The organism is Streptomyces sp. NPDC005962 (genome assembly GCF_040629205.1).
Taxonomy (GTDB): Bacteria; Actinomycetota; Actinomycetes; order Streptomycetales; family Streptomycetaceae; genus Streptomyces.
Genome location: NZ_JBEXVE010000010.1, coordinates 42,507 through 55,155, shown reverse-complemented (window position 1 = coordinate 55,155; position 12,649 = coordinate 42,507). Strand labels below are relative to the sequence as shown.

Sequence of the window (12,649 nt, the reverse complement as noted above, 5' to 3'; positions counted from 1 at the left end):
TGTGTAACAGGAGTGTATTAGGAGGCGGTTGGACGGAACGGCTCACCGGCGGGTTTGATCTTGGTGACCGGAAACGCACCCCCAACCCGTACTGAGGAAGAAACAATGCGCGTTCACAAGCTCACCTTCGCGGCTCTCGCCGTTGCCGCGGGTCTCTCGCTCACGGCCTGCCAGAACGACGACGACGGCACGGCACAGAGCGACCCCTCCTCCGCGTCCTCCACGTCCTCCGCGTCTTCCTCGGGTGGCGGTTCGGGCTCGGGCGGCTCGGATCAGGGCAGCGGGAAGGACTCCGGCGAGCAGGGCACGTCCGCCGGGACCGGCTCCGACGAGAACGGTGAAGCCGACAAGTGCCGCACCGACGAGCTGGAGGTCACGGCGGCGGACCGCACCATCGACGGCGACGGCGAGGGCACCGTCGCGGTGACGCTGAAGAACGGTGGCGGCCGGGACTGCGCGATCTCCGGGCACGCGGGCGTCGACCTGAAGACCAACGAGGGTGCGCTGTCCGCGAAGCGCAGCGGTCAGCCGGCCGACACCCACATCCTCAAGGACGGGGAGTCGACGTACTTCGGCGTCAACTACCCGGTCAACAAGACGGGTGGCTCCGGCGTCCGCATCACGGGGCTGGTGGTGACCCCGCCGAACGAGACGAAGTCGGTCACCCTCGACTGGCCGGGCACCGGCACACTGCCGGTCACGGACGGTACCGGCTCCGCGGTGAAGGTCGGACCGATCGGGGGCATCGGCCAGGGCGGCTGACCCGCACGTCCCAGGGTGCTCGGGTGGCACCACGCCGCTGCCCGAGCATCCACCGGTGCGGACCGCGAAGCCGACCGCCGGCGATTCATGTGATGGCAGACTGGGACGCCACGGCGCCGTCGGTCTCCGCCGTGCCGGGGCGATCGACGATCGCCCCGGCGGCGCGCAGGGCGTTCTGGAGATCGGCAACCGGCAAGTCGCCCGGGTCCACATCGGCCTTGGCCGAGAGGGCGGCGGCGGTCCCGGCCGCTTGGCCGAGGGGCATCACCCCACCCATGTGCCGCAGGCCCGCCATCGCGGCGGGCTCGGCGGAGAGGATGCGCCCCGCGACCAGCACCCCGGGGGCGCCGACCGGCAGCAGGCACCGATAGGGCACGGCGAAGGGCCCGTCAGGGCTCGAGAGATGCACGTCGTGCCCCTCATGGACGTCGACCGGCCCGCCGCCCCAGCTCACGGCGTCCCCAAACTCCCGGCCCGAGCGGACATCGTCGCCGGTCAGGCAGTAGCGGCCGCGGACACGGCGGGTCTCACGGACTCCGATCCAGGAAGCCGTAGTCGTGAGCGAGGCCTTCTCGAACCCGGGCATCTCGGCCCGCAGATAGTCGAGCGTGCTGCGGGCCTGGCGGCGTCCTTCGACCTCGGCGCGGCTGAGGTCTTCGGCCGAGGTGCCGTCGTGGCCGGCGACCGCGGTCATCAGCAGGAACGCGTCACCGTTCGACGGGCTCCACGACAGAGCCAGCGTGCGGTAGAACAGCCGCCCCGCCGCGACACCGTTGTGCACGATCTCCCGTCGCGTCTGCTTGGGGGTGCTCAGCAACCGCTCACGGTCGACGCCGGAGACCCGCAGCATCAACGTCATCGGCTGACGCGCCGCGGTCTCGACGTCGGGAAGGAACTCCGCGCCCGCCCGGACGGCGACAGCCCCCTGCCCGGTCGCGTCGACGAGCCGGGCCGCGGTCACGGCGGCGGGCCCGGCCGGTCCTTCGTAGAAGACGGTGGTGCGGGTGTCACCGGGAACGAGGTCGTTCACGTGTGCGTGGTGCACGACTCGCACACCCGTCTCGCCGATCAGGTCGTCCAGCACGAACTTGAGGATTTCGGGATCGAACGGGAACGTCTCAAAAGCCAGCGGCCGGTCGGTCAGCTCGCCGGCCACGTGCCGCACGAACTCATCCCCTCCTCCGGCCTGGCGGAGCCGACGGGTGATCTCGTACGGGATTCCACCGGTGACCTGGACATCGCGCCAGAAGAAGCCGTTGAAGGCGGCGACCATGCCGCCGGTCGCCGTCCCACCGAGGAAGCCCGCACGTTCGAGGAGGGTGACCGAGGCTCCGGAACGGGCTGCCGCGACCGCGGCGCAGACCCCCGCGGGCCCGCCGCCGACGACCAGGACGTCACACGATCCCCGCGGTGTCGGAACCGGCCGGGCGGGTCGCGTGATGTGAGTGGGTGTCACGAGTGCGTCACCTTCGTCGTCTTCTCGTCTGCCGTCTCACCGGTTGGGGGTTCGGTGGTGGTGGGCTCCGGTGCGTCGGCGGGCAGCGGGGGGACCGGGCGCCGGTCGAGGACGGCACGGGCACGGTCGAGGTCCAGCACCCCCTCCCAGCGGGAGACGACCAGGCCCGCCACGGTGTTGCCGCACAGGTTCGTGATGGCCGCGCCGTCGGAGAGGAAGCGGTTGATTCCGAAGATCAGCATGATCCCGGCCACCGGCACGGTTCCCACCGCGGAGAGTGTCGCGGCCAGCACGATGAACCCGGCCCCTGTCACGGCCGCGACTCCCTTGGAGGTCAGCATGAGGATCGCGACAAGTCCGATCTGCTGCCAGAGGCCGAGGTGAACGCCCGCGGCCTGGGCGATGAACAGCGAACAGAAGGTGTAATAGATCGAGGTGCCGTCCTGGTTGAACGAGTACCCGGTGGGCACGGTGAGCCCGTTGACCTCGCGCGGCGATCCGAGGTTCTCCAGCTTGCGCAGGATCTGCGGCAGGACGACCTCCGATGAGGAGGTGCCGAGGACGACCAGGATCTCGCTGCGGATATACCGGAGCAGTTTGAAGATGTTGAGCCCGATCATCCGCATGACACCACCGAGCACGACCACGATGAACAGGGCCGCGGTCAACCAGTACAAGCCGATGAACTCGCCGAGCCCGGCCAGTTTGCCGGGGCCGAAGGTCCCCACGATCGCGGTGAGAGCGCCGAAGACACCGACCGGCGCCGCGTACATCACGATACGAAGCACCTTGAACAGCACCTGGCCGACGGCCTCGACACCGCTGACGATGGGGCGTGCCGGAGCGCCGACCATGCGCAGTGCTACGGCGAACAGGACCGCCACGAACAGGATTTGCAGGATGTCGCCCTCGACGAAGGGGGCGACAACGCTCTTGGGGACCACGCCGGTGAGGATTTCCCACCAGTCCTTGTGCTCACCGGCGTCGATGTAGCCCGCGACCTGGGGGTCGACGGAGATGGCCTTCAAGTCGATGTTCATGCCCTGGCCGGGCTTGACCACGTTCATCACGACCAGGCCGATGATCAGCGCGATGGTGGTGACGGCCTCGAAGTAGATGAGGGAACGGAGCCCGATCCGGCCCGCGACCTTCAAGTCGGCCACACCTCCGATCCCCGTGACCACCAGGCAGAACACGATCGGTCCCACGATCATGCTGATCGCGCTGATGAACACGGTGCCGAGGGGCTGCAGCGACTGGGCCGTGCCGGGTGCCAGCACGCCGAACGCGACGGCCGCGGCCACGGCGACCAGTACCCAGAACAGGAGTTCCTGGTAGAAGCGCTTTCTGGGCTTCGGCGATGCCGATGCCGTGTCGGCAGACCGCATTGTCTGCTCCTTCCGCGGAGCCGGGCGGAGCCCGGGAGAGAGATCGGTAACCGTTCCGCTCCCGGTCTCGCCGTTCGGTGGCCGGGGTTCCTCCTGCTCCGAAGGCCGCTCACCGACCGTGGGGCATGTGTCAGGCCGAGTCGCTCAGCGCTTCGCCGAGCGAGGCCGACAGTTCGCGTGCCGCCCGGATCACCGACGGCGCGAGTTCGTGGAGCCGTTCCCGCGGCATCCGGTAGACCGGGGCCGAAACAGCGAGCGCCGCGACCGTGGTGTGGGTGTGGTCCCGAACGGGCGCGGCGACGGAGGCGAACTCCAGGTGAGACTCCTGGAACGCCACCGCGTAGCCCTGACGGCCCGCCTCGTCCACCTCGGCCCGCAGCGCCTCACCCGACGTGATGCTGTGCGGCGTGCTGGCCGGCAGGGGGCCGTGCACGAACGGCTCCCGCTGTGTGTCGGACAGTCCGGCAAGCAACACCTTGCCGAGGGCCGTGGTGTGCACCGGGCGGATCTCACCGACGTGAGTCGCCACCCGGATCGCCACCGGGGGTTCGGTGACCGCCAGGTACACGACCCCGTGCTCCGTCAGCTTTCCGAGGAACACCGCCTCGCCGACCTCATCGGTGAGGCGGTGCATCACCGGTCGCGCGGAGGGGACCAGGTCGATCCCTTCAAGAGCGATCGAACCGAGCTGCGCGAATCGGAGTCCGAGGGTGTAGCGGTGTGTGTCGGGGTCCTGGTCGATCAGACCGACGTCGCCGAGCTGGATCAACAGCCGCCGGACCGTGCTGGCCGGAAGTCCGGCACTCCGGGCGATCTCACTGAGCGTCCGGGCAGGGCGATCGACGGCGAAGGCCCCCAGGACGGCGGCGACCCGCGACACCACGTCCACACTCGCACCATTCCGCTCAGTGGAGCGGATTCCGTCTGTTGGCATGGCCGAAATCGTGTGGCCGAATCACGGCCAGTGTCAAGAGGTGACACCGACCGTCTCCGCTGGGGAGCCTTGCCGTAACGCTCCGGAACGGCTTCGCCGTGCGGGGTTTCCGTAACTCAGCCAAGCCTCTTGAGCGCCGGATCGGTCGTGCCGTGGAAGTTGACGTCCTTGGTTTCCGGTGTGCACGCGTAGGGGGAGCGGTGCCGCAGCAGATGGCGGACGATCCGGCCGTCGGGACGGACGGCCAGGACCCGCACGGTGGGCCGGGGACGGGGCTTGAGGTTCTTGATGGTGGCCCAGGCCGCCCTCCTGACCGCGGTGGCGGCGTGGTGCAGCCAGCTCACAGCGGGTTCCCGCGGCCCGGCCAGGGCGACCCAGAACACCCCGTCGGTGCCCCTGGTGAGGTTGTCGGGGTAGCCGGGCAGGTCGTTCACGAGGGTGTCGCGCTTTCCTGTTCGGGGCCCGGTCAGCCAGTGGCGGCTGATGCGGCGGTCGCCGCTCTCCGCGACGGCGACGAAGGACTCGTCGGGGGCAAGGGCGACTTCCGTTGGCGAACTGCAGCCCGTCGCACAGCACTTCCGGACGGCCGCCGGGCTGGAGCCGCAGCAGTTGTCCGTGCCGCGGTGTTCCAGGATGTGGCCGAGCCAGTTCTCCAGGGCGTAACGACGACTGGAGACGGTGAAGTAGACCGTGCCGTCCGCCGCCGTTGTCACGTTGCTGCGGAACCGGAGCGGGGTGCCGTTCACCTCGTCGGCGAGGGTGCGCACCGTCCGGCTCCGTGGGTCGACGCGCAGCAGGCCGCGGCGGGCGTACGGCAGCGTCAGACGCCAGATGTGCCCGTCCTCGGTCCCGGTCAGTATCCGGCCCTCGGCGTCGACGGTCACATGTTCCGGGCCTCGCATGTTCCGGGCCAGGACGCGCGGAGGAGGAAGCGGCTCGACCGCACCGTGTGCCGCGGCTTCGTGCGGAGAAGTGCGCCGCCGCATGGCCTCAGACCACCTTCCGGGCCCGTGCCGCCCTGACACAGCGCGTCATCTCCTCGGCGTAGGGCAGCGCGACGAACGCGCCCACGGCCAGCCCGATGGCTGCTCGGCTGCCCGAGGCAGACTTTCCGTGAGCAGATTCCCGGCGTCGTTGAACGCCACCAGCGTCGCGCCTGCCGCCTGACCTGTCAGCTCAACTCCCTGGTCAAGGAGTTAGCGGGCCGGGCCGGCTCCCGCCCGTCCTGTCTTCTCCGTCACCCCGAGCGGGAGGCGTACCCGCCCAAACGTGCCGTTTCCGCCCTCGCACGCGGGAGTGAGGTGCTTGCGCGGCAGAACACCGGGTAGGCGCCAGCCACACCGTCGATGAGCGCACGCGCCGAAGGAGAAACAGCCTATGACAAAAGGCGAACCGGCCACCAGGAACCCGAACAAGGGCTATGTAGCGCTTCTCGGCTGGAGTCTCAATGCGGTGGAAGCCCTCGACCGGTTCGACCGGCGATACGTCGTCGTGGCACCGGAATGGGCCGAGAAGTACTGCGTCGAGCACGACATCCCCTATGTGCCGTGGAATTTCGAACGGCTCAACGACCGCTCCATGGAGATCGCCGAGACTCTTCAGAACGAGGGTGTCGACGTCGCGATCCCGCTGTTCGAGGAAACGGTTGAATGGGCAGGGGCGATCAACTCCGTTCTGCTGGACAACCCGCGTTTGTACGGTCAGGCCCTGCTGCTGCGGGATAAGGCGCTGATGAAGCGCCGCGCGCAGCTCGGCGGCATCCGGGTCGGAATATTCGAGGAAGCCCGCGACCGGGACGATGTGATCCGCTTCCTCAAGCGTGTCAATCAGACCCTGCTCAAGCTGGACGGTGACCCGAACGACCCGATCCACCTCAAGGCGTTCGACAAGGCAGGATGCCTCGGGCACCGCGTCATCCGCACCCCGGACGAGGTCGACACGATTCCGGAAGAGGAATTCCCGGTTCTCATGGAATCCCACCTCGATGGCTGGGAATTCGCGGTCGAGGCCTGGGTGCACAACGGGAAGATCAAGTTCCTCAATATCTCCGAATACGTCACGCTGGGATATTCGGTGTTCGTGCCGGCAACCCCGGACCTGGAACGGTACCGCCCGCAGATCACGGCGCAGATCGAGAAGCTCATCAAGACGTTCGACATCGAGTTCGGCTTCGTTCACCCAGAGTATTTCGTCACCAGTGACGGCGAGATGTACTTCGGCGAGGTAGCCTACCGGCCGCCGGGCTTCAAGGTGTTCGAGCTGCTGGAGCGGGCATACGGGTTCAACGCCTACCATGCACTGGTGCTGGCGTTCGACCCGAAGACGACCGAGGAGGAGATCGACGCCTTCTTCCCGCGCGAAGTGGTCGACGCGTCCGGGGTCGCCGGCTGCTTCGGTGTCTACCCGCGCCGCCGCGTCGTCAGCGACCTGGAGATCCCGGAGGAGACCGAGGACGACGACTACTACGAGTCGCACGACCTCTCGACGCCGCTCGAGGAGACTGTCACCAAGAGGACCGCGTTCGGAACCCACTGGGGTCTGGTGTACTTCTTCGGTGAGGACCCCTACCGGATGCGCGACCTGTTGAAGAAGCAGGAAGAGCTCGACTTCTACGTCTGACGACCGCGTGGACGCAGGAGACCTACCCGAGGAAACCCATTGAAACCGACCGTCGACGTCAGCGGTGAGGTCACGACGCTGGACAAGCGCGTGACCTCACTCGACGACGCCATCCAGGCCATGGCCGAAACCCGCGACTTCGGCAAGCACACGAAGCTGCGGCGGGTCCTGGAAGCATTGCGGCGGGTGCTCATGCAGCCGGGCGGCGCCGCGGCGGTCCAGGCCAGGGCGCAGGCCCTTGAGGAAGCCGGGCTTTTCCAGGGGACGGACTGGGCGTCACCGGAGATCCTTATCCCGTCGCTGGTCAGGCCGGGCCTGCACAGCGGAGACGCGGACACCGTTGTCATGGAGGCGACCAGCGAGCTGCGGATGCTCGCCGTCGCCAATGGCGACTTCGCGCACCCGAAGTTGCCCGCCGAGGACGCCCGCCAGTTCCTGTCCCAGGTACTGGCAATGAACCTGGAGCTGCTGTTCACCCCGCCCAGCGAGGCGGAGCGAACCCAGCAGGGCCGGACAGCACAGCTCATCCGGAGCCTGTTCCGCCACCTCGCCGACGGCATCGGTTACGACAGCGTCATGGACAACCTGGTCGACGAGATCTGGCGGATCTTGCGCCAGCGTCCGATCCAGGTCGAGGCGGTGCAGTCCCTGATCACCCGGATCGCGACATACCGCGACGATCCGGACGTCGCTCTTGGCGTGTCGTCGGGGCTGGGCATCGACCGGCTCATCACGAGCCTGTTCGGGACCACCGAGGCGTGCCGGGAGGACCCGGGCATCGAGGTTTTCCGCTCCCGGCTCGAGGCGATGGACACCGGCGGCCTGCAGTACGAGGCGACGGGGTTCGCGCGGGCGATGCACGACACCGGCCTGGTGTCGCCGTACCACGCGGAACTGCTCCGGTTCCTCCTGGGCGAGAGCGACTACCTCCTCGGTGAGGCGCTCGGTCTGTCCGACACCGGCCGGAACTGCCTGCTGCGCTACAGCCAGCTGGTGCACCGGCTGATCGAGGTGGCCGTGCACCCGCAGACCGCGCAAAGCGTCTACGGGCTGGCGCTGCTGCTCGACCGCGGCATCCTTTACGAGCCGCCGGTGGTGCCCTCGCTGTGGCGCCAGCTGGGGCTCGAGCTCTCCCCGGTCACGCGGGAGCGGTTGACGACGGTTTTCGGCGAGGTGCCGGGGCCGCGGGCGCGGCTGGTCGCGGGGGTGCTCTCGATGCTGGGCCAGCCGCTCGGCGTCGGTCAGGGCGACAACCCCACCTGCCAGTCGGCCCGCGCGCTGTCGATGTGGTCCTACAACGACCCGGACTACCTGCTGCAAATGGTGGTCTGGGCGGCCCGCGACGACGAGGTCATCATGCACTTCGAGGGTCAGCCGATCTCGTCGAAGGACAGCGCGACCGGAGTCGCGAGCACGCTGCCGATGGACCTGGACCCCGTGTCGCTGCTCGTGGTCCCCCACTTGGACCGGATCTACGCCGAGATGGGGCGGCGCTGCGCCGCGCGGCCAGGGGACCCGCACCGGTGGGTCAACCCCGAGTTTCACGGCTGGTGGGCGGGGCGTGGGTTCCACATCAACGTCGACGTCGCGACCGGAAACCTGGTCGACCTCGACGAGTTCCTGCGGCAGTTCCACGCCACCTACCACCCGTCCTACAACGGCGAGCAGCCGCTGATCCATCCGCAGCCGGCCGGCGTCGCCGTCACCGACAGCGCGGCCCGCTACGTCGGCTGGCACGCGATCACGATCCTGCGGGCCGCGCCGGACCCACAGGACGTCATGCGGGTGTATTTCTTCAACCCGAACAACGACAGCGGCCAGGACTGGGGCGACGGCGTCGTCGTCTCCACCGCGGGCAACGGCGAGCGGTTCGGCGAGGCCTCACTGCCGTTCGACCAGTTCGCCTCGCGGCTCTACATCTTCCACGCCGACCCGCTCGAGCGCGGCGAACCGGAGCGGGTGCCCGCCGAAGACGTCGCGCGGATCATCGGCTACATCGAGCGCAGCTGGGGCAACGACCGGCTACCCGCGGGGATGCTGCAAGCCCTCGAAGGGCCCACGACCCTATGAGCCTCGCGCTCCAGCCGGAGTTCACCGTCTGACCTGTGGGTTCGCCGGGCGGCTGGAGTGCGGCCGGGCCATGGAGTGCTCAGGGGCGGTTTCACGGAGACCGCCCCTCGGACGAGCGACAACGCCGCAGGTAATGACAGCGACGGGCGACGCCACGGGCAACCAGCTGCTGCGCAGCTCGCCGTCGGAGACGACGTTCTACCTGCCCGGCATGGAGCTGCATCAGAACAAGTCCACCGGCGCGATCACCGCCACGCGTTACTACTCCCTCGGCGACCAGACGATAGCGGTCCGCGACACCGGTGGCGTCACCTTCCTGTCCGGCGACCACCACGGCACTGCCCAGCTCGCGGTGGACGCCGTCACCGGACAGACCCAGCGCCGTCGCCTGGACCCCTTCGGCCAGGTACGCGACGACGACTCCTCCCCCGCCTCGCCCTGGGTCGACGACAAAGGCTTCGTCGGCGGCACCAACGACGACACCTCCGGCACTTCGACCGTGCGCCCGCCGCTGATGGGGCGGACACGCCAAGAGCTGGGCGGGGGCTCCTCGTTGTGGAAGAAGCCGCCGATCGGCGTCGCACCGTCACGGCAGGTGCAGGACCGGACCCGGGGTGGCGACGTAACGCACTTCGCGCGGAGCCGATCTGACCCGGCTCAAGAGGAAGTCGAACCGGGAGCCGAGGTGGTCGCGCAGCTCGGCGTCCATCAGTGCTGGTAGCGCAAGTACGTCGGAGACTCGTCCGCCCCCTCCTGCAAGGCGAACCGGCGGACTTCGCGGAGGTCCGCGACGAAGTCCTGGAGCAGATGTGCTGTCTGGACCCAGCCATTGCCCGGTGCGCAGGCGCACGCCCTCGGCACCGCCCCGACAGTCGGCTACCGTGCCGACTCCGCCGACGCGTCGGGCTCCGCAGCCGCTCGGCTGCCTCGCGCGTCCTCCGGAGCCTGAGCCTTCACATTCCCCCGCATCCGCGACACCGCGACCCCGGACAGGCACAGGAGGCCGCCGAGCAGCGTCAGCCAGCCGGGCACCTCGCCGAGGAACAACCACGACATGAAGACGACGAGCACCGGCACCGCATAGGTCGTCGCACCCATCTTCCCGGCGGTCGTACGAGAGATCGCATAGGCCCACGTGGTGAACGCGAGAGCGGTCGGGAAGACGCCCAGGTACACCATCTGCAACGTCGCCGACGTGGGAGCCCGGCTTACCTGCGACACCAACTGGCCCGCGAACGGCAGGCATACCAGCGCTCCGGCAAGCGCACCGAACGTCGTCACCTGCATCGGTGTGGCGTGCTTCAACGCCGGCTTCTGCACCACTACGCCCACCGCGTACACCACTGCCGCGAACAGGCAGAGCAGGACGCCGAGGAGCGACGATCCTCCCCCACCGGACGTGGACAGTCCGACCACCACGGCCCCGGCGAACGACACCGCCACGCCCGCCATGAGCTTGGGCGGGAAGCCCTCCTTCAACAGCCACCCGCCCAGGAGCGCCATCAGGATCGGACCGACATTGACGATCAGGGACGCCGTACCGGCATCCACGATCTGCTCACCCCGGTTCAACGCGACCGTGTACGCGCCGAACCACAGGACTCCCGAGGCGAGGATGCCGGGCCACGCCTTGCGGGGCGGGAACCCGCCACGCCGGATCAGCAGGAGACCGCTCAACACGACGGACGCCACCGCCAGCCTGCCGAAGGCGAGCGCGCCCGGCCCGAAATGCGCAGCGGAGCTGCGGATCGCGATGAACGACGATGCCCACAGCAGCACAGTGACCGAGGCCGCAGCGAGCGCGCGGCCGTCCACCCCGCTCCCAGCGCCCGCATCGCCGTCCGCCGCTGTCGCCCCCACCCGTCGGCTCACGATCGCGTCCTCCCCGAGCTCTCCGCGTGCGTCCTGCGCGCACGTCAGCGGCAAGCTTGCATGATCCGACTCTTTGGAGGAAGGCGAACAGTGCGCTGTTCCGGGCAAGAACCGGCAGGCCCTCGACATGTCACGGCTCACCGTGCACAAGGTCGTTAGCCGGGAGCCAGGCGTCACCCGAAGCCTGGAAGCGAACGCCTCCGGCACAATCCGGCACAAGACGCGTCGACGCCCGGGCAGACACGATCCTGCGCGCGCCGCCCGACAAAGGACCGAAAATCGCCGCATCATACGAGGTTCCTGTGGGGAGATACGAGCGATCGCACGCTCAGAGTAATCAGGGAGTTACGTGGGGTGGAAACAGGCGTTCGAGGACGCGACGAAAGAGCTGCGGGAGACCCGCAGACAACTGGAGCGTCTCGACGACCCGACGGTCGGGCTGTCCGCACTACATGGAGGGATCGCACAGAGCCGCCTGAAGATCCAAGAAGCAGTCCAGACGGGCGTCACCGGACTGCGCGAGGAGAACCGCGAAGTACGCCGACGCCAAGACCGGATGATCAACGACCTGAACGAGACCCGGGCCGAGCTCCGGCAACTCCTGGACCTCACCGACGTCCTGCGCCACGCCGCCCTCCCCGGGGCCGATGGCCCGATTCAGGGTGACCGGCCAGCCCAGGACGATGGGGCAGAGAAGCCTTCGAAGGAAGCCCCCGAGGCGCAGCTCGCGGATTCCGGGATGCCGACAGACCACGAACTTGGGCCTGGCTCCGCCGTCACCACAGCGCACCAGCACGCCGAGACCGGCGTCGATCAGCAGGGGGAGACCATGGAGAGCATCGAGCGGCAGCCGCAGGCCGAGACCAAGGACGACGACCAGGACCTCGCCCTCAGGCATGCGATCGAGACCGCCTACCGCGGCACCGAGGCCCCCGTGCAAGCCTTGCCCTCCGCGCCGCAGGCTTCCGGGAGTCAGTCCGAGGACCCACGGGTCACCCACGGCGTCCTGCTGCTGAAAGCCGCCGGCGTCGCCTCCGCCGAACTCGTCGCGCACCGCGACACCTGGGAGTGGCTCGCCGCCCTGGCCGTCGACCACGGCCACTTCCGCACCCCGCCCGCGGTGGAGGACATCAAAGAGGGCCGCATCCAGACCGTCCTGTCCGGACGCTCTCTCATCGCCCTACTGATCGAACTGTGGAACACCCGCTCCACCGCCGCCCCGCTGGAGGCCGACTGGGCCCTGGCGACGACCACCTACAACCGCATCGCGACCGAGCTCACCAACATCGCAGGCCAGGGTGAGACCATCCGCATCGTCCTCGACGACGGCCTCCCCCACGGCGCCGATGACTGACCGCAACCGCGGACGGAACGCGTGAAGGCCGCCCGGACTCCGGGCGGCCTTCGTGTATCCGCGGTGGCTACCGCTCCGGGGCCACCGCGGGCGGCACCATCCCGGCGGCCCGTCCGTCCGCGCGGGTGCTGAACCCTCTGTGTGCCGGGCACCAGCGTCGCCCGGCCGAAGCGGCGGTCTTCTCGATCGATGTC

Annotated in this window: 10 protein-coding genes; 5 read left to right on the top strand and 5 right to left on the bottom strand. The window is 68.8% G+C overall.

What is annotated here, in order from left to right; translation table 11 throughout:
• The first annotated feature begins 105 nt into the window (after positions 1-105).
• The gene (locus tag ABZ370_RS18525) at positions 106-762 is read left to right on the top strand and encodes a DUF4232 domain-containing protein (protein ID WP_358621735.1); all 657 of its coding nucleotides are present in this window, start codon (positions 106-108) and stop codon (positions 760-762) included.
• 85 nt (positions 763-847) lie between these two features.
• On the opposite strand, the gene ABZ370_RS18520 is transcribed toward ABZ370_RS18525, so the two are convergent.
• From ABZ370_RS18520 to ABZ370_RS18505, 4 genes are all read right to left on the bottom strand, one after another.
• Positions 848-2,218, bottom strand: a complete 1,371-nt coding sequence (locus ABZ370_RS18520) for an FAD-dependent oxidoreductase (RefSeq protein WP_358621732.1) — start codon at positions 2,216-2,218, stop codon at positions 848-850.
• Positions 2,215-3,606 carry a cation:dicarboxylase symporter family transporter gene (locus tag ABZ370_RS18515; RefSeq protein WP_358621730.1) on the bottom strand — a complete coding sequence of 464 codons (1,392 nt, stop codon included), beginning with the start codon at positions 3,604-3,606 and terminating at the stop codon, positions 2,215-2,217. The genes ABZ370_RS18520 and ABZ370_RS18515 overlap by 4 nt, the downstream gene beginning before the upstream one ends.
• Before the next feature lie 130 nt (positions 3,607-3,736).
• The gene (locus ABZ370_RS18510) at positions 3,737-4,540 is read right to left on the bottom strand and encodes an IclR family transcriptional regulator (protein WP_358621727.1); all 804 of its coding nucleotides are present in this window, start codon (positions 4,538-4,540) and stop codon (positions 3,737-3,739) included.
• 116 nt (positions 4,541-4,656) lie between these two features.
• Positions 4,657-5,442 (bottom strand): SMP-30/gluconolactonase/LRE family protein, encoded by a 786-nt coding sequence (locus tag ABZ370_RS18505; RefSeq protein ID WP_358621725.1) that lies wholly within the window; start codon positions 5,440-5,442, stop codon positions 4,657-4,659.
• Between the two features lie 475 nt (positions 5,443-5,917).
• On the opposite strand from ABZ370_RS18505, the gene ABZ370_RS18500 reads away from it, so the two are divergent.
• The 3 genes from ABZ370_RS18500 to ABZ370_RS18490 all read left to right on the top strand — a co-directional run bounded on the left by ABZ370_RS18500 (position 5,918) and on the right by ABZ370_RS18490 (position 9,950).
• Positions 5,918-7,159, top strand: a complete 1,242-nt coding sequence (locus tag ABZ370_RS18500) for a carboxylate--amine ligase (protein ID WP_358621722.1) — start codon at positions 5,918-5,920, stop codon at positions 7,157-7,159.
• A 39-nt stretch (positions 7,160-7,198) separates the two neighbouring features.
• Entirely contained in the window at positions 7,199-9,229 is a 2,031-nt protein-coding gene (locus tag ABZ370_RS18495) for a hypothetical protein (RefSeq protein ID WP_358621719.1), read from the top strand.
• Positions 9,230-9,362: 133 nt separating this feature from the next.
• Positions 9,363-9,950, top strand: coding sequence for a hypothetical protein (locus tag ABZ370_RS18490; RefSeq protein ID WP_358621717.1), 588 nt, complete (start codon positions 9,363-9,365; stop codon positions 9,948-9,950).
• A 155-nt stretch (positions 9,951-10,105) separates the two neighbouring features.
• Here the strand turns inward: ABZ370_RS18490 and ABZ370_RS18485 are convergent, their stop codons facing one another.
• The gene (locus tag ABZ370_RS18485) at positions 10,106-11,044 is read right to left on the bottom strand and encodes an EamA family transporter (protein ID WP_358622263.1); all 939 of its coding nucleotides are present in this window, start codon (positions 11,042-11,044) and stop codon (positions 10,106-10,108) included.
• A 406-nt stretch (positions 11,045-11,450) separates the two neighbouring features.
• On the opposite strand from ABZ370_RS18485, the gene ABZ370_RS18480 reads away from it, so the two are divergent.
• A complete protein-coding gene (locus ABZ370_RS18480; RefSeq protein WP_358621715.1) occupies positions 11,451-12,455 on the top strand; it encodes a hypothetical protein in 1,005 nt (334 codons plus the stop codon).
• The last annotated feature ends 194 nt before the right edge of the window (positions 12,456-12,649 follow it).

Excerpts from the sequence above, each read along its gene's own strand:
- ABZ370_RS18525 (WP_358621735.1), top strand. The coding sequence starts at position 106 with ATGCGCGTTCACAAGCTCACCTTCGCGGCTCTCGCCGTTGCCGCGGGT.
- ABZ370_RS18500 (WP_358621722.1), top strand. The coding sequence starts at position 5,918 with ATGACAAAAGGCGAACCGGCCACCAGGAACCCGAACAAGGGCTATGTA.
- ABZ370_RS18505 (WP_358621725.1), bottom strand. The coding sequence starts at position 5,442 with ATGCGAGGCCCGGAACATGTGACCGTCGACGCCGAGGGCCGGATACTG.
- ABZ370_RS18490 (WP_358621717.1), top strand. The coding sequence starts at position 9,363 with ATGACAGCGACGGGCGACGCCACGGGCAACCAGCTGCTGCGCAGCTCG.
- ABZ370_RS18510 (WP_358621727.1), bottom strand. The coding sequence starts at position 4,540 with ATGCCAACAGACGGAATCCGCTCCACTGAGCGGAATGGTGCGAGTGTG.
- ABZ370_RS18515 (WP_358621730.1), bottom strand. The coding sequence starts at position 3,606 with ATGCGGTCTGCCGACACGGCATCGGCATCGCCGAAGCCCAGAAAGCGC.